A 15437-nucleotide genomic window follows, 5' to 3' on the forward strand; every position below is an offset into this window, starting at 1 on the left:
GCTGGCGTTTTTTTTGTCCCTGGACAGGCATCCGGCCAGCGGCGGGCGGTCTACCGGGGATGCAGACAGCGCCGATTCCAGCGTGCATGATGCGCAGGCAGCAAGCAGGATCTACCACGGATTCGGGGGGTTCCAGGTATGGTTGAGGCCGGTGCGGGGACGCGGCAGCGTGCAAGGGCACGCGGCCTGACACTGCGCTTTGCACTGCTCACCGGCATGGCGGTCGGCCTGGTGGGCATCTCCGCGCTCATCCAGGAACTGCAGGCTGCCTCTACCGCCTGGATCGTCGGCCAGAGCCACTGGTCGCGTGCCCAACAGCAGGCGGTCGCCTCGCTGCACCGCTATCTGGAAAGCGGCCACGCGGCGGATCTGCAGCAGGCACGCACGCAGCTCGACGTGCCGCTGGCTGATCTGCAGGCGCGTCAGGCGCTGGAGCGGCAGCCGCCGGATACCAACGCGGCCCGCGCGGCGTTCCTGCGCGGGGGAAATGCACGCGGCGATGTGAACCGGCTGATCCTGTCCTACCGGTATGGGCGCGACCTCGCCTATTTCCGCGAGGCCTCGCAGCTGTGGCGGGAAACCGATTCGCCGCTGCTGGAAATCGCCGCGATAAGCAACGAACTGGAGCAGCGGCTGTCCGGCGGGGCCATCCCGGCCCAGGACGCAGTGCGGTATGAGCGGCGGCTGCAGCAACTGGACCTGCAACTGCAGGACACGGCGCGCCGGTTCTCGCTGGCGCTGGTCAACATGTCCGCGCTGGTGCGCATGACCACCCTCGTCGTCGGCGCGCTGTCGGTGGTTGCGATCGCGATCGTGGCGGTGCTGCTGGCCCGGCGTGTACGCATCGACCTGATGGAACAGGAGACGCGCTTCCGTGCGGCCTTCTACCAAGCCAGCGTGGGCATGCTGAAAATCGACAGCGGCGGCGGCCTGATGGAGGTCAACCAGGCCTTGTCCGATCTGCTGCAGCGACCCCGCGAGCAGCTGGTGCACATGCACCTGCGCCAGCTGCTGGCCGAAGGAGAACTGGTACTGGACGGCGAAGGGGAGATCGACTGGCCCCGTCAGCTGGAGGCCGGCGAGCTGCGCTTCCTGCGCGCCGATGGCAGCCTGATGTGGGGGCGTTGGAGCGGCACCGCCGTCCACCGCGGCAAGCAGGGCACGTCGATCTTCGCCATCGTCGAAGATGTCACCCAGAACCACGTGTTGGCCCGGCAGGTGCAGCACCACGCCAGCCACGATGTGCTGACCGCCCTGATCAACCGCCGCGAGATCGAGCGGCAGCTTGAACTGGCGTTGCAGCAGGTGCGCCACGACGGCGGCGTGCATGCGCTGTGCCATCTCAACCTGGACCACTTCAAGCTGGTCAATGAAGCGGTCGGACACGCGGCAGGCGACCAGATGCTGCGTGCCTTCGCCGAACACCTCAAGGGGGCGGTGCGCGAAGGGGACTGGGTCGGCCGGCTGGGAGCAGACGAGTTCGCGGTGTTTCTCGCCGGCGCGAGCCAGGAGGAGGCACGGCGGGTACTGCAGCGGGTGATCCGCACGCTGGGCCAAGCCAGCATCCAGTTCGGCGACGACACGCTGAAGATCAGCTGCAGCGTGGGCGTGGTCGAAGTGCGCACCGATACGCCGGACGTGAACTGGTTGATGGGCGCGGCCGACAGCGCCTGCTACGCCGCCAAGCAGGGCGGGCGCAACCGGGTGCACTGCTTCAACGAAGACCGGCTGGCGCTGGACGAGCACCGCGGCGAGGCCGAGCGTCTGCGTCGGGTCAGCCACGCCATCGCCGACGGCCGGATGCTGCTGTATGCACAGCGCATAGCCACCGTCGGCGACCCGGACTACCTGCATTACGAAGTGCTGGTGCGCATGCGCGATGAGCAGGGCGTGTTGCATGGTCCGGGTGAATTCATTGGCGCCGTTGAACGCTATGGCATGGGCATGTCGCTGGACCGCTGCGTGCTGTCCATGCTGTTCCGCCACCTGCAGGTCTGTCCGGCGCACGTGGCGCGGCTGGGCCTGTGCAACGTCAACGTCTCGGCGCAGTCGATCGCCGAGCCAGGCTTCCTGACCTTCGTCAACGACCTGCTGGAACGCAACCGCACGCTGGCCAAGCGGCTGTGCTTCGAGATCACCGAAACGGCGGTGATCAGCAACCTGGCTCAAGCGCGGGAATTCATCGATGCAGTCAAGGCGCGTGGCTGCCGCATCGCGCTGGATGACTTCGGCTCGGGGCTTTCCTCGTTTGCTTACCTGCGGCAGCTGTCAGCGGACCTGCTGAAGATCGATGGAACCTTCGTGCGCGACATGCAGACCGACCCGGTCAGCCGTGCCACCGTGCGCGCCATCGCCGCGCTGGGGCGCGAACTGCAGCTGGAGGTGATCGCTGAGTGGGTGGAAACCGAAGAGCAGGCGGCGCAGCTGGTGGAGATGGGCGTGCAGGGATTGCAGGGCTATGCGATCGAACGCCCGCAGCCGCTGGAGCGGATCACCCAGACCGCCCTGCACCCGGTGCGGCATGACACGCACGGGAAGTGGCTGGGTCGCGGTTGAAGCGCGTCGTCGCTCCCGCGCGCGGCGGCGGTCCGGCGTGAAATCGGCCGGGCTGCGATAATCTCCGGACACGGATGGCAAGCAGGCGGGTGTTGCGTGGGGAGCACGATGGTACGGTCGGGCCGCTGGAACAGGAGCGGATGGGGGCTGGCTGCGGTGCTGCTTTCCAGCCTGCTGTGGGTGTGCAATGCCGCCGCCGCGCCGCAGCCGGTGCGCGACTACCTGCTGCTGGGCGGGGCGACCGACGAGCCGACGCCACATCGCGCGTGCGAGGGCTACATGCTGCGCGGACAGCGCCAGCAGCTGGATATCCCCGCGCCGGAGGGGGGATGGTCCGGCCAGCCGCAGGCATTGGACGTGTTCAATGTGTTCGCCGGTGAGGTGTCCATCCGCCATGGCGACCGCGAGATCTGCGGCAACATGGGCGATGCGCGTACGCGTGACTCGCGGTTCCGGGCGGGCATCGGCATGGTGACCGTGCCGCGTGCCGGAAGCCGCGAACCGATCCATGTGTCCTGGGCGACCCCGCTGAAGGAGCGCTGGGGGCCCACGCTGCGGCTCGGCGCGCCGAGCCCGGTGCAGCAGCGTGATACCGCCCGGCTGCTGGTGCGTACCGCCTGCGTGGCGGTCGCGCTGGCGCTGGCGCTGTCGTCCCTGATGGGATTTTTTACCTCCCGTGACCGCATTTTCCTGATGTACATCGGTGCCTGCGCTGTGTTCGTGCTGTGGCAGGCGGTGCTGGGGGGACTGAGCGGGTATCCCGAGCCATGGTTCCCGATCGGGGTGGACAGTGCCTGGTGGCTGGTAGGCCTGACCGCCTGCGCACAGGCCGTGCTGCTACCCATGCTATGGCGACTCAATGCAGGTCATCGCGCCTGGCCGCGGTCGCGTGGCGTGGTGTCGGCCGTGAGTTGCGCCTTGTTCGCGGTGGCGCTGCTGGTGCCCTGGATGGACTGGACGTTGCTGGGCTGGACGTCGGATGTGCTGGAGGCGGCCCATTTTGCCGGCTGCGTGGCGGCCCTGCTGGCAGGGGTATGGGCGTGGTCGCGCAACGACCGCTGGGCCAGTATCGGGTTGGTCGCGCTGGCACCGTTCCTGCTGATGATCGTGGCCGACCTGGCGCGCGCCCAGTGGTTGCTGGCCCACCGTGTCGAAGCCCTGCAGCTGGCGGTGACCTGGCTGCTGATGATGGCCGCCTATGCGCTCAACCAGCGGCTGGGCAACCTGCGCGAACAACGTGATGAGATGCGCCAGCTGGCCGACACCGACGCATTGACCGGCCTGCCCAATCGCCGCGCCGGGCTGCGCGAGCTGGGCGTGCAGATCGAACGCGCACGTGCCGAGGGCGCACCGCTGGTGATCGGTTTCCTCGACATCGACCTGTTCAAGGAAATCAACGATCGCCACGGCCACGACACCGGCGATGCGGTGCTGCAGGCGGTCGCCGGGGCCCTGCGGGGCGCCCTGCGAGGCCGTGACGAGGTGTTCCGGATGGGCGGGGAGGAGTTCCTGCTGCTGTTGCCGGGCGCTCCGCGCGATGTCGCCGCGGCGCGGCTGCAGCAGGTGGGGCGCCGGATCACCGAGGCCGGGGTGGCGCTGCAGGTGGACGGCCTGGCATTGACCGCCAGCATCGGCCTGGCCCAGTGGCGGCCCGACCATGATGACCTGGCCGCACTGCTGCGCCGGGCCGACCATGCGATGTACGGCGCCAAGCGCGCGGGGCGTGACCGGGTGATGGATGGTGAGCAGCTGGACGCGGTGCGTCCGCTATGAACGGATGCCGTGGGCGCGACAATGCCGGATAATGCGGGCATGACCATCCGCATCAACAAATACATCGCCGAAACCGGCTTCTGCTCCCGTCGCGAGGCCGACCGGCTGATCAGCGAACGCCGTGTCACTGTCAATGGACGTCCCGCCGGTACCGGCGCGGTGGTCGGCGAGGAGGACAAGGTGCTGGTCGACGGCCAGCCCCTGCGCGCCCGCCAGGCCAGCCGTCCGGGCGGCCGCCGCCACGTCTACATCGTGCTCAACAAGCCGGTCGGGGTGACCTGCACCACCGAAAGTTCGGTGAAGGGAAACATCGTCGAGTTCGTCGGGCATGAGCAGCGCATCTTCCCGATCGGCCGGCTGGACAAGGATTCCGAAGGGCTGATCCTGATGACCAGCAACGGCGACATCGTCAACCAGATCCTGCGCGCCGAAAACGGCCACCAGAAGGAGTACCTGGTGGCGGTGAACAAGCCGGTGACCGACGAGTTCCTGCGCGCGATGGCGCGTGGTGTGCGCATCCATGACCAGATGACCCTGCCGTGCCGCACCTCGCGCATCGCCAAGTTCGGTTTCCGCATCACCCTGCAGCAGGGCCTGAACCGGCAGATCCGCCTGATGGCGGCTGAATTCGGTTTCCGGGTGACCCAGCTGCGCCGCGTACGCATCGACAACATCAAGATCGGCGCGCTCAAGCCGGGCCAGTGGCGCAACCTCAGCGAGCCGGAACTGCGGGGGCTGCTGCCGGGGCAGGTCGACTGGTAGGAAGGTCAGATCAGTTCGGGATGCTGGACGGGGCGACGACGGTTGAGCAGGGGATGCAGGAAGACCGCCCCGACGATGACCGCGACGCCGACGTAGAACCAACCTGCGACTTCATGTTGTTCGCGCAGCAGCACCACTGCCAGGATCACCGCGTACACCGGCTCCAGGTTGGTCACCAGCTGCACGGTGTAGGCGCTGAGGTGACGCAGCGCGACCAGCGCCAGCGCGAACGGCAGCAGGGTACAGAAGCCGGCCAGCACCAGCAGCAGGATGCCGTCGTGCACGTCCGGCAGCACCCACAGCGGGCTGGCCAGGGCGGGCAGCAGGAACGGCATCAGCGGTGCCAGCAGGGTCAAGGTCAGGGTGCCGGCGCCCAGTTCCAGCGCGGTGACCGTCAGTGGATCGGCATGGCTGACCATGCGTTTGTTGAGTGAACCGAACACCGCCACGAGCAGCGCCGACATCGCACCCACCAGCACCCCCAGGCGCATGCCTTCGGGCACCCCGCCCACCACCAGCGCCACGCCGGGCAGCACCGCGATGCCGAACAGCAGTTCGCGCAGCTGGAACGGCCGCTTGGCCACCCAGGGTTCGATGATGGAGGTGAACACCGGGGCCAGCGCGATGCAGGTGGCGGCGACCGAGGCATTGGCCAGCTTCACCGCGCCGTAGAAGGTGAGCCAGTGCAGCGCGACCAGCGCGCCGATGCCGGAGTAGGCCGCGACCACCCGCCAGGGCATGTTGCGCAGGCCCTGCCACACCCGCGGCAGCAGCGCCAGCATGGCCACCACCAGCAGCATGCGCCACCACACCAGCGGCAGTGCGGGCAGGGTGATCAGCTTGCCAAGGATGGCCGTGATGCCCCACAGCAGCACGCAGAAGTGGATCTGGAAAAGGGCTTTGCGGGTATCGGGGCTGCTCATCGCGGTATTGTGCGTCAAGCCAGCGTCGGCGGCGATGGGTCAGCGTGTGTCGCAGCGCTGCTGCAGGGCGATGGCGGCTGCCGGGTTGCGCCGCTTGCCCGCCCCGATGCACAGCAGGTAGACCTCGCGCGGCGTCGGATCGGCTGGCGATGTGATCAACGGAAGATCTTCGACCGCAGCGCCTTGTGCCCACGCCTGCGCGCGCGCGGCCCAGCGTTGCTGTAACGGGGCCGGCAGCCCGGCACGGAGGCGCGGCTGGCTGCGCTTGATCCGGGCGTAGACGAAGTCGGCGCTGAGGTCGCCGTGCAGCGGGGCCTCGTCGCTGTCTTCGATGACCAGGGCAACGTTGTGGGCGCGTGCTGCCTGCACCAGCGTGGCATTCACTGCCGCGGCGTTGCGTACCTCCAGCGCGTGCTGCAGCGGCACGCCCTGCAGGGTCGCTGGCAGTGACCGCATGAACTCCGCCAGCACGCCGGCATCTGCTTTGTGAGTGGGGGCGAACTGCCACAGCAGCGGGCCCAGCCGGTCACCCAGGCCCAGCGCGGCCTGCAGGAATGGCTGCGCGGCCTCGGCAACGCCGGACAAGTCGCGCCGCTGCACGAGGTAACGCGGGGCTTTCATCGAAAACCGGAAGCCTGGCGGTGTCTGCGCGGCCCACTGCGCGCATTGGGCCTGGGTCGGCGTGCGGTAGAACGTGCCGTTGATTTCGATGCAGCGCAGGGCGTTGCTGGCGAATGCCAGTTCCTCGCGCTGTGGCAGTCCTTCCGGATAGAACATGCCACCGCGCCACTCCGGGAATACCCAGCCGCCGATGCCGCAACGGATCGGCGCGGAAGTCGAACCCCCTCTGGTCTTTCCACCTGTCTCCATCCCACCCCTCCTTTGGCACGGGGAAGGCTGCACCGCCGGCCGTTACCATGATGAGAATTCCCGGCGCGCCCGCTCGGCGCGGCCATCCACTCTGGAGAACGTGCGTGATGAAGTCCCTGATCGGAGGCGCGATGCTGCTGGCCTTTACCACCCTGGCGACTGCGGCGACTCCGGCCCCGTTGCAGGATCTGGATGCCACGGTGGAGCGGGTACGCGCGCGCTTCGACGTGCCGGGCATCGCGGTGGCCGTGGTCAAGGACGGCAAGGTGGTGCTGGAGCAGGGCTGGGGCGTGCGCGAGCAGGGCCGCCCGGAGCCGGTGCAGGCCGATACGCTGTTTGCGATCGCCTCCAACACCAAGGCGTTCACCGCGCTGTCGCTGAACCTGCTGGCCGAAGAAGGCAAGCTGAAAATGGACGACAAGGTGGTCGACCACCTGCCGTCGTTCCGCATGTCCGATCCCTTCGTGACCCAGCAGATGACCCTGCGCGACCTGCTCTCGCACCGCAGTGGGCTGGGCCTGGGCGCCGGTGACCTGCTGTTCTGGCCGACCACCGGCTACAGCAACGCCGAGGTGGTGGAACGGTTGGGCAAGGTGCCGCTGAAGGGCGGCTTCCGCGAACGCTATGCCTACGACAACATCCTGTACGCGGTGGCGCAGCAGGTGATCGAGAAGGTCTCCGGAAAGTCCTATCAGGACTTCCTGCAGCAACGCATCTTCGACAAGGTCGGCATGGCCGGCACCCGCTACAACGCCGACCATCTGCGCCCCGGCGACAACGCCGCGGTCGGCCATGCCAAGTTCGATTTCAAGGACCTGCGCACGGTGGCACCGCTGACCTGGCAGAACAATGCCGGCGCCGGTGGCATCTACTCCAGCGTGCATGACATGGCGCGCTGGATGCAGGTGCAGTTGGCGCAGGGAAGGTTGGCTGACGGCAGTGCGCTGTTCACAGCGAAGAGCCAGCAGCAGATATGGCAGATGATCACCCCGCAGGTGGTGGCCGAGCCGGCGGTGGCGGAACTGGCGCCGGCGCGGCCGAACTTCGCCGGCTACGCCGAAGGCTGGAGCCTGAGCGATTTCCGCGGCCGCAGGCTGGTATGGCATACCGGCGGTTGGCCGGGCATGGTGTCCCGGGTGACGCTGGTGCCCGGTGAGAACCTGGGCGTGGTGGTACTGACCAACCAGGAAGCCGGCGCGGCCTTCAATGCCATCACCCTGAGCGTGCTCGATGCCTATCTGGGTGGTGACCGGCATGACTGGGTGGATGCCTACGGCAAGGCCGTGGACAAGAGCCGTGACAAGGCCGACGCGGCCTGGGCCAAACACCAGGCGGCACGCACCGCGCACACCACACCATCGTTGGCCCTGGAGCGGTATGCCGGTCGCTACCGCGACCGCTGGTACGGGGACATGCACATCACCGGCAACGGCAAGGCGCTGCGCCTGCGGTTCGACAAGACCGCGCAGCTGGTCGGCACGCTCGAACACTGGCAGCACGACACCTTCATCGTGCGCTGGGACGACCGTTCGCTCAACGCCGATGCGTTCGTCAACTTCAGCCTGGACCCGGACGGGAAGGTCCGCGAGGTCCGCATGCAGGCGATCTCCGAGCTGACCGATTTCAGCTTCGACTTCCAGGATCTGTTGTTCGTGCCGCAAGGGTGAAGCTTGCGGGGATGACGGCCAGTGGCCGTCACTCCACGACAGGCCTGCGGTGGGATAATCAACCGGTTACCCCGTTGTGAGCGACTGTGATGTTCCGCTGGTTTGAATCCCTGATCCCGGTCTTTCCGCCGGTGGACACGCGCATGCCGCCGCGCAGCGTGTTCAAGTTCTACCTGTTCTACCTGCGCCCGGTGTGGCCGGTGCTGCTGGCCACGCTGGTCGCCGGCCTGCTGCTGGCACTGGTGGAAGTGGCGATGTTCGACTTCCTCGGCCGCATCGTGGACATGGTCGCCGAGCAGCCCGGTGCCGGGTTCTTCCAGCGCCACGCATCGGACCTGCTGTGGATGGTGGCGGTGTGCGTGGTCGCCCGGCCGGTGCTGGTCGGGCTGCACAACCTGCTGGTCAACCAGGCCATCGTGCCGGGCCTGAGCAACCGCTCGCGCTGGCTGATGCACAACTACGTGGTGCGCCAGAGCCTGACCTTCTTCCACAACGATTTCGCCGGCAGCGTGGCCAACCGCGTGATGCAGACCGGTACCTCGCTGCGCGAATCGGCGGTGCAGATGGTCGATTCGCTCTGGTACATCGTGGTCTACACCGGCACCGCGCTGTTCCTGTTCGCCCAGGCCGACTGGCGGCTGATGATTCCGCTGGTGCTGTGGATGCTGGCCTACGCGGTGATCATGGTGTACTTCGTGCCGCGCGCGAAGGAGCGCGCCTGGATCGCCTCCGAAGCGCGTTCCAAGGCGATGGGCCGCATCGTCGATGGCTATACCAACATTCCGACGCTGAAACTGTTCGCCCACGGCGGACGCGAGCAGGCCTACGTCGCCGAATCGATCCAGGAACTGGCGGAGAAGCATCGCCGGCAGACGCGCATCACCAGCGGTATGGACCTGACCATCGCCATCGTCAACGGGTTCCTGATCGCCGGCACCTGTGGGCTGGCGCTGTGGCTGTGGAACGATGGGCTGATCACGGTCGGTGCGATCACCCTGGCCACCGGCCTGGTCATCCGCATCCACAACATGTCCGGCTGGATCATGTGGACCATCAACGGCATCTTCGAAGACATCGGCACGGTGCAGGACGGGATCACCACCATTTCCCAGCCGCTTACCGTGCAGGACCGCGATGACGCGGTGCCGCTCAGGGTGAGTGCCGGTGGCGTGCACTTCCAGGACATCCACTTCCACTACGGCAAGCGCGGCGGGGTGATCGCCGGGCTGGAACTGCGGGTGAAGCCGGGCGAAAAGATCGGCCTGGTCGGGCCCTCGGGCGCGGGCAAGTCGACCCTGGTCAACGTCCTGCTGCGCCTGTATGACCTGGAGAGTGGACGCATCCTGATCGACGGGCAGGACATCGCCGGGGTCACCCAGGAAAGCCTGCGCGGGCAGATCGGCGTGGTGACACAGGATACGTCGCTGCTGCATCGTTCGATCCGCGACAACCTGTTGTACGGACGTCCCGAAGCCTCTGAACAGGAACTGCGTGCGGCCGTGGCCAAGGCGCGTGCCGATGGCTTCATCGATTCGTTGGTCGATGGCCAGGGGCGGCAAGGTTACGACGCGCTGGTCGGCGAGCGCGGGGTGAAGCTGTCAGGCGGGCAGCGGCAGCGCATCGCGATCGCGCGCGTGCTGCTGAAGGACGCGCCGATCCTGGTGCTGGACGAAGCCACCTCCGCGTTGGATTCGGAGGTGGAAGCGGCGATCCAGGACAACCTGGATGAGCTGATGGGCGGCAAGACGGTGATCGCCATCGCGCACCGGCTGTCGACCATCGCGCGGATGGACCGGCTGGTGGTGATGGACCAGGGACGCATCGTGGAAACCGGCACGCATGCCGAACTGGTGGCGGCCGGCGGTCTGTACGCGCGGCTGTGGGCGCGCCAGACCGGGGGCTTTGTCGCCGCCGACGGATGATCGGTAGCGCCGAGCCCTGCTCGGCGGACGTCTTCCGTGCCGATTCAACAAGAAGCCGCCGAGCATGGGCCGGCGCCTCCTGCTGCTCCGAATCTGCTTCCACGAAATGGCTTGATCATTCTGGCCACCTGGGTTCCGGGCCGGTGGCTGATTCCAGCGGCTTGCCCATAGTCTTGCCTCACGGCGGCAGGACGTCGCCCGGCATTCGCAGCAGGCGCGGTCGGGCGCAGCCTTGCACGCTGGATCTGCGATGGCGATCAGGTGACGCCTGGTTACAGCGTCAGAGATTCCGCCTCGCGGCAAAGCTGCGATAGGTCTCTGCAGCGTCCCTCTGCACGCGTCATCCGATGATGCTCCAGGCTCCTGACAAGACGAGGCATCGCAACGACACTGGGTTGCAGCGGCCATCCGGCTGCGCTGCCTTCGCCCGAACAAGAGACCTGGCAGATGATCCGACACCTGAGCATGTTGATCGCCGCAGCGATGCTTTTTTCATCGACATCGGCAATCGCAGCGGCGGCACCGTACCAGTGCACGTTCGTGCTCCGCAGTGCACCAACTACGCAGAGCGTAAACGCAGACTCTGAGATCCATGCCAAGGAAATCATCCGCCACGAACATGGCTACTCCAATGTTGATCGCCTCTCCTGCAGCCGTGTCTGACACGGCCCTGACGCTCCCGTGCTGAAATGAGAAAGCGCCCCTGACGGGGCGCTTCGCATCCGGAGAGCCAGCAGGCCCGCCAGAAACCAGACCGGCGCCCTTACTCGATCGGCTGGTCCAGCATCAGCTGGCGCGCGAAACGCACCGGCGGGGCGCCGTAGGACAGCATCTTGTCGTGGTAGGCCTTCAGGTTGAACTGGTCGCCCAGCTTTTCCTGCGCGGCCTTGCGCGTGTCGAAGTGTTCCTGCGCACCGACGAAGTAGGTCGGCAGCTGCGCGGAGGTCAACTGCGCGCGCACCCACTTGCCCGACGCTTCGCTTTCCTGCTGGAACGCATCGTGGGTCATCAGGTGCATGGCCTGTTCGCGCGTCCAGTTGTCCACGTGCACGCCCTGGTCCAGGATCGCGTTGGAAATGGTGCGCAGGTAGAACTTCAGCTGCACCAGGTGGAACAGCGGATCGTTATCCAGGTAGCCCTGTTCCTGCATCATGCGTTCGGTGTAGACCGCCCAGCCTTCTGCGAACAGGCCCGAGCGCAGCACCGCGCGCAGCGTGGAGGGGAACTTGGCCGAATGCCAGCCTTCCAGGTAGTGCCCCGGGGTGCCTTCGTGGATGCTCAGCAGGTGGATCATGCGGGAGTTGTACTCGCGCAGGAACGAGTCGACCTGCTTGTCGTTCCAGTCATCCGGGATCGGCGAGACCGCGTAGAAGGTCTTCAGGTTCTTGTCCAGCGGGCCGGGCGAATCACAGTAGGCCACGGCCACGCCGCGCTGGAATTCGGGCATCAGGATGATGTCCACCGGTGCGTCGGGCAGGGTCATCAGGTCATGCTCGCGCACGAACGCGGTGGACTGGTCCAGCGCGGCCTTGGCATCTTCCACGACCTTGTCGCGGGCCGGTTTGTCGGCGTAGGCCAGTTCCAGCGCTGCTTCGATCGCCTTCTGCTGCTGGTCGTCGCTCGGGTTGGCCGGCATCTGCGGTGCGCCCGGCTTGTCCTTCAGCACGGTCTGGGCGATGCCATACATGTCCTGGCGCACGCGCTTGAGTTCGGCACGCGCACGCTCACCGATCTCCTGCCGGGAAAGCGAGGAATTCAGCGCGAACTTCAGCTTCTGGTCGTACAGCTCGGCGCCGACGCGGAACTCGCCCTTGGCATTGGGCACCAGGGTCTTGTCCAGCCACTGCTGCTGTTCGTCCACGGCCTTCTTCAGGCCGTCGATGGCGGCCTGCAGGCGCTGCTGGTCGGCCTGCGGCAGTTCGCCGATGTGCGGGGTGATGAAGGTATCGACGATGCTGAGGATGCCGCGGTTCTGCTTGGCCACGGTTTCAGCGTGGATCTTCGGCACGCGGGCCGGGTCCAGGTTTTCGCGCGCCTGGGCGAAGATCGCCGGGATCTTCTCCATGCGTGCGGTGGCCGACTTCAGGCGCTCGGGCAGCGGGGCGAACTCGCGCGCCATCAGGCCGTAGATCGCACTGCCTGCCAGGCCGTTGTACATCTGCGGATCCCACTTGGACGACTGCAGCACTTCGGCATTCCAGATATCCGACTGCAGCTGGTTGCGCAGGATCGCCGCATCCACCTGGTTTTCGCGGCCAAGCTTGGCCACGTCGATCTTTTCCAGCTCGGCCAGCAGGCCCTTGTAGGCGGTCAGCGTCTTCTGCTGGCCGGCGGCACTGAGATCGTCGATCTCGCTGTCGAAGCGGTGGTCGCCGATCTGCGTGGCACCCACGGGCGAAAGCTGCATCCAGCTGTCCAGGGCGCGCTTGGACAGATCGGCAAAGGCCGCATCTGCAGCGGCATCGGCGGCCTGCGCCGGCGCGGCGGCGGGCGGGGTGGCGGACGACGGGGCGTCGGCCTGCTGGCAGCCGCCGAGGGCAGCGATCAGGGCGAGGGCAAGGAGATGCTGGCGCATCGGCAATCCTGTCTTGGGGTCAATCGCCAAGCATAGGTCGCGGGCGTCGCCCTGTCTGCGTGCCAAAGGATTACCATCGTCGCCACTCCAACGCAGGGACGAGACAGAATGCACAAGGAAGCACGGCGTCATCCGCGCTGGGTCGGCGCGCTGGCCATGCTGCTGACCCTGGCCGGCTGCGGACGGCATGAGGCGGCGGCCGAAGCGGGTGCCGGCGCTGCCGGTGCGGTGGTGTCGCCGGAAGGCGCATCGCTGGCCTACGAACATGACCTGGACATCCGCCTGGATGCGGCGAAGATCGGCCCGCGGGTCAAGCAGATCGCCGACGCCTGCCAATCCGCCCGATTCGGCGACTGTGCGGTGCTGCAGGTGGGGCAGCAGGGCGGTGAGTACCCCAGCGGTTCGATCCGCGTGCGCATCGCGCCGAAGGGCGTGGAGCCGATCATCGGACTGGCCGGGCAGGGCGGGGAGGTGTCCTCGCGCAACACCCATGCCGAAGACCTCGCCCAGCAGGTAGCGGACACTGCATTGGCCAAGGCGCGCCTGCAGAAGGAGCACGATCGGCTGCTTGCCTACCAGGACAGCAAGGACATCAAGCTGGCCGACCTGCTGGTCATCACCCAGCGGCTGTCGGAGATCGAGGCGGGGGTGGAACAGGCCAACAAGGATGCGGCCCAGCAGCGCCGACGCATCGACACGCAACTGGTGACGATGCAGTTCAACGCACCGTCCGGCCAGCGCAGCCGCAATGAAATCGGCATGGCGCTGTCAGAATCCGGAGCCATCCTGACCACCAGCATCGCGTACCTCATACGGGCCATCGCCGCGCTGCTGCCGGTGCTGGTGATCGTCAGCATCATCGGTTGGATCGGCCTGCGCCTGTGGCGCCGGCGACGTGCGCGCAGGGCGGGTTGACCCCGCCCCTTCACGCGCGCCGGATCAGCCCTCGTCGGTCTCGTATTCGACGAAGACATCCAGCTCCAGGGCGAGCTCCTGTACCGCATCGCGCACCTTCTGCGCGGTGCTTTCGTTGCCCACTTCCACTTCCAGTTCATGGCTGCCCGGGCCGATGTCATCGGACAGGCCGGCCGAACTGGAATCGTCATCGTCCATCTTCGGCATCAGGTCGTCGGTTTCCTCGACATGCTCGATGCCTTCGATGCCGAGCAGCAGGTCGCTGATCGCACGCGCGTCGTCTTCGGTTCCGGTGATTCGCAGTCGCAGCAAAGCCATGGGGGTTGTCCTGATGGGAAACAGGACTCCAGCCTAGCCAGCCGGCGGAAAAGAGCGGGTGAGGGCGGAGCGGGGCCCGTGCTCACGCGTTCTGTACGGCGCTGCACGGGCCGCGTGGCGGTCAGCCAGCGCCGCTGCGCGTTACCGCACCGGCACCGGAATGTTGCACAGATCGATGTGCCCGGCCGGTCGTTTGTAGAAATCATCGACGCGGTTGCGACGGGCTTCCACGGTATCGGCGAAGGTTTTCGAGTCGGTGCGCAGTACCTGGATCGGCGTGCGTTCGGCGGCGGGGACATCGCTGGCGCGGCGTATCGAGGTGATCGGCGTACGCTGCTTCGGGTCGGCATAGAAGCCCATCGGCGCCGGACCCCGCGGCACCGCGCTGAGCAGTTCCATTCCCTTCAGCACACGGCCGACCACGGTGATGTTGCGGTCCAGCTGGCGCGGCGACTGGCCGGTGACCACGTACAGTTCGGCGCCTACGCTGCTGTCTTCGTCATTGTTGCGACCCGCGCCCAGCGCGCCATAGCAGTGCGCCAGCCAGGTCCTGCCCTCCTTCATGTCCTGGCCGACCGGGAAGCCGTCGACGAAACCGGTGCGCGACGCCCAGCCATCGCGGTCCGGCAGCGGGCTGACCTTCAATCCCGCCGTGGCCCGTTCGAATTCGGCCGGCAGTTTCTTCTGCGCCGATCCCATCGGCCGGGCCTTGGCGGCGTCGTCGGCGTCGGCATCGCCGAACTGCACCACGAAGTTGTCCTGGGACCGGTAGATGCTGGTGCCGTCCCAGAAATGTTCGTGGGCAAAGGTCTGGATGTTGGCCACGTGGCGCGGCGCGAACTGCGGCGCCAGCTCGATGATCACCCTTCCGGCGGGCAGGTCCATGTACAGCAGGTTGGCCGGGTCAGGCGTGCGCCAGTCGCGGTCGGGTGCGGCTTCCAGGATCTGCTGCGCGCTGCGGTAGGGCGTGGCCGCGGGGGCCAGCGAAGGCAGCAGGCAGGTGGCCAGGGCAAGCGCCAACAGGGCAGGGCGACGGTCCATGGTGAGCCTTTCAGGAAAGAGAGCCCGATCATGCGCGAGGCCACCGTTTCCTGCCAGCGCCCGGCGCGGTTGCCGCACGGCACCGTGACGTCCGGCCTATTCCACTAGGTCGAAC

General features: G+C 67.0%; 12 protein-coding genes. 7 read left to right on the forward strand and 5 right to left on the reverse strand.

From position 1 onward, the window contains the following. Positions 1–138: 138 nt before the first annotated feature. The 3 genes from CXG43_RS10600 (at position 139) to CXG43_RS10610 (ending at position 5091) form a co-directional block, all read left to right on the forward strand. A complete protein-coding gene (locus CXG43_RS10600; RefSeq protein ID WP_232767735.1) occupies positions 139–2556 on the forward strand; it encodes an EAL domain-containing protein in 2418 nt (805 codons plus the stop codon). A gap of 108 nt (positions 2557–2664) precedes the next feature. Further along, on the forward strand, positions 2665–4329 hold the full coding sequence (locus tag CXG43_RS10605) for a diguanylate cyclase (protein WP_101099932.1): 1665 nt from the start codon (positions 2665–2667) through the stop codon (positions 4327–4329). A 39-nt stretch (positions 4330–4368) separates the two neighbouring features. Beyond that, on the forward strand, positions 4369–5091 hold the full coding sequence (locus CXG43_RS10610; RefSeq protein WP_101100116.1) for a pseudouridine synthase: 723 nt from the start codon (positions 4369–4371) through the stop codon (positions 5089–5091). Positions 5092–5096: 5 nt separating this feature from the next. Here the strand turns inward: CXG43_RS10610 and CXG43_RS10615 are convergent, their stop codons facing one another. Together CXG43_RS10615 and CXG43_RS10620 are read right to left on the reverse strand one after the other, a co-directional pair. Continuing rightward, positions 5097–6014 (reverse strand): DMT family transporter, encoded by a 918-nt coding sequence (locus tag CXG43_RS10615; RefSeq protein ID WP_101099933.1) that lies wholly within the window; start codon positions 6012–6014, stop codon positions 5097–5099. Positions 6015–6053: 39 nt separating this feature from the next. Continuing rightward, positions 6054–6884, reverse strand: a complete 831-nt coding sequence (locus CXG43_RS10620) for a DUF72 domain-containing protein (RefSeq protein WP_101099934.1) — start codon at positions 6882–6884, stop codon at positions 6054–6056. A gap of 107 nt (positions 6885–6991) precedes the next feature. Between CXG43_RS10620 and CXG43_RS10625 the strand changes: the two genes are divergently transcribed. From CXG43_RS10625 to CXG43_RS19140, 3 genes are all read left to right on the forward strand, one after another. Then, positions 6992–8551, forward strand: coding sequence for a serine hydrolase (locus tag CXG43_RS10625; RefSeq protein ID WP_101099935.1), 1560 nt, complete (start codon positions 6992–6994; stop codon positions 8549–8551). An 89-nt stretch (positions 8552–8640) separates the two neighbouring features. Then, the gene (gene smrA / locus CXG43_RS10630; protein ID WP_101099936.1) at positions 8641–10473 is read left to right on the forward strand and encodes a multidrug efflux ABC transporter SmrA; all 1833 of its coding nucleotides are present in this window, start codon (positions 8641–8643) and stop codon (positions 10471–10473) included. Positions 10474–10920: 447 nt separating this feature from the next. Next, positions 10921–11136 (forward strand): hypothetical protein, encoded by a 216-nt coding sequence (locus tag CXG43_RS19140; protein WP_157825220.1) that lies wholly within the window; start codon positions 10921–10923, stop codon positions 11134–11136. Between the two features lie 100 nt (positions 11137–11236). Here CXG43_RS19140 and CXG43_RS10635 read toward each other — a convergent pair whose 3' ends face one another. Continuing rightward, positions 11237–13048, reverse strand: a complete 1812-nt coding sequence (locus tag CXG43_RS10635; RefSeq protein ID WP_101099937.1) for a DUF885 domain-containing protein — start codon at positions 13046–13048, stop codon at positions 11237–11239. A gap of 108 nt (positions 13049–13156) precedes the next feature. Here CXG43_RS10635 and CXG43_RS10640 point away from each other — a divergent pair, with 108 nt between their 5' ends. After that, positions 13157–13963 carry a DUF4349 domain-containing protein gene (locus tag CXG43_RS10640; RefSeq protein WP_101099938.1) on the forward strand — a complete coding sequence of 269 codons (807 nt, stop codon included), beginning with the start codon at positions 13157–13159 and terminating at the stop codon, positions 13961–13963. A 24-nt stretch (positions 13964–13987) separates the two neighbouring features. Here the strand turns inward: CXG43_RS10640 and CXG43_RS10645 are convergent, their stop codons facing one another. Together CXG43_RS10645 and CXG43_RS10650 are read right to left on the reverse strand one after the other, a co-directional pair. Beyond that, positions 13988–14281: a hypothetical protein gene (locus CXG43_RS10645; RefSeq protein ID WP_101099939.1), complete on the reverse strand. Its 294-nt coding sequence runs from the start codon at positions 14279–14281 to the stop codon at positions 13988–13990. 141 nt (positions 14282–14422) lie between these two features. Further along, positions 14423–15322, reverse strand: coding sequence for a peptidylprolyl isomerase (locus CXG43_RS10650; RefSeq protein ID WP_101099940.1), 900 nt, complete (start codon positions 15320–15322; stop codon positions 14423–14425). Between the last annotated feature and the right edge of the window lie 115 nt (positions 15323–15437).

Origin of the sequence: Stenotrophomonas sp. Bg11-02 (assembly GCF_002836635.1) — a bacterium.
In the GTDB taxonomy this organism is placed as follows: domain Bacteria; phylum Pseudomonadota; class Gammaproteobacteria; order Xanthomonadales; family Xanthomonadaceae; genus Stenotrophomonas; species Stenotrophomonas lacuserhaii.

Coding starts and splice junctions, on each gene's coding strand:
- CXG43_RS10600 (WP_232767735.1), top strand. CDS start 139: ATGGTTGAGGCCGGTGCGGGGACGCGGCAGCGTGCAAGGGCACGCGGC.
- CXG43_RS10605 (WP_101099932.1), top strand. CDS start 2,665: ATGGTACGGTCGGGCCGCTGGAACAGGAGCGGATGGGGGCTGGCTGCG.
- CXG43_RS10610 (WP_101100116.1), top strand. CDS start 4,369: ATGACCATCCGCATCAACAAATACATCGCCGAAACCGGCTTCTGCTCC.
- CXG43_RS10615 (WP_101099933.1), bottom strand. CDS start 6,014: ATGAGCAGCCCCGATACCCGCAAAGCCCTTTTCCAGATCCACTTCTGC.
- CXG43_RS10620 (WP_101099934.1), bottom strand. CDS start 6,884: ATGGAGACAGGTGGAAAGACCAGAGGGGGTTCGACTTCCGCGCCGATC.
- CXG43_RS10625 (WP_101099935.1), top strand. CDS start 6,992: ATGAAGTCCCTGATCGGAGGCGCGATGCTGCTGGCCTTTACCACCCTG.
- smrA (WP_101099936.1), top strand. CDS start 8,641: ATGTTCCGCTGGTTTGAATCCCTGATCCCGGTCTTTCCGCCGGTGGAC.
- CXG43_RS19140 (WP_157825220.1), top strand. CDS start 10,921: ATGATCCGACACCTGAGCATGTTGATCGCCGCAGCGATGCTTTTTTCA.
- CXG43_RS10635 (WP_101099937.1), bottom strand. CDS start 13,048: ATGCGCCAGCATCTCCTTGCCCTCGCCCTGATCGCTGCCCTCGGCGGC.
- CXG43_RS10640 (WP_101099938.1), top strand. CDS start 13,157: ATGCACAAGGAAGCACGGCGTCATCCGCGCTGGGTCGGCGCGCTGGCC.
- CXG43_RS10645 (WP_101099939.1), bottom strand. CDS start 14,281: ATGGCTTTGCTGCGACTGCGAATCACCGGAACCGAAGACGACGCGCGT.
- CXG43_RS10650 (WP_101099940.1), bottom strand. CDS start 15,322: ATGGACCGTCGCCCTGCCCTGTTGGCGCTTGCCCTGGCCACCTGCCTG.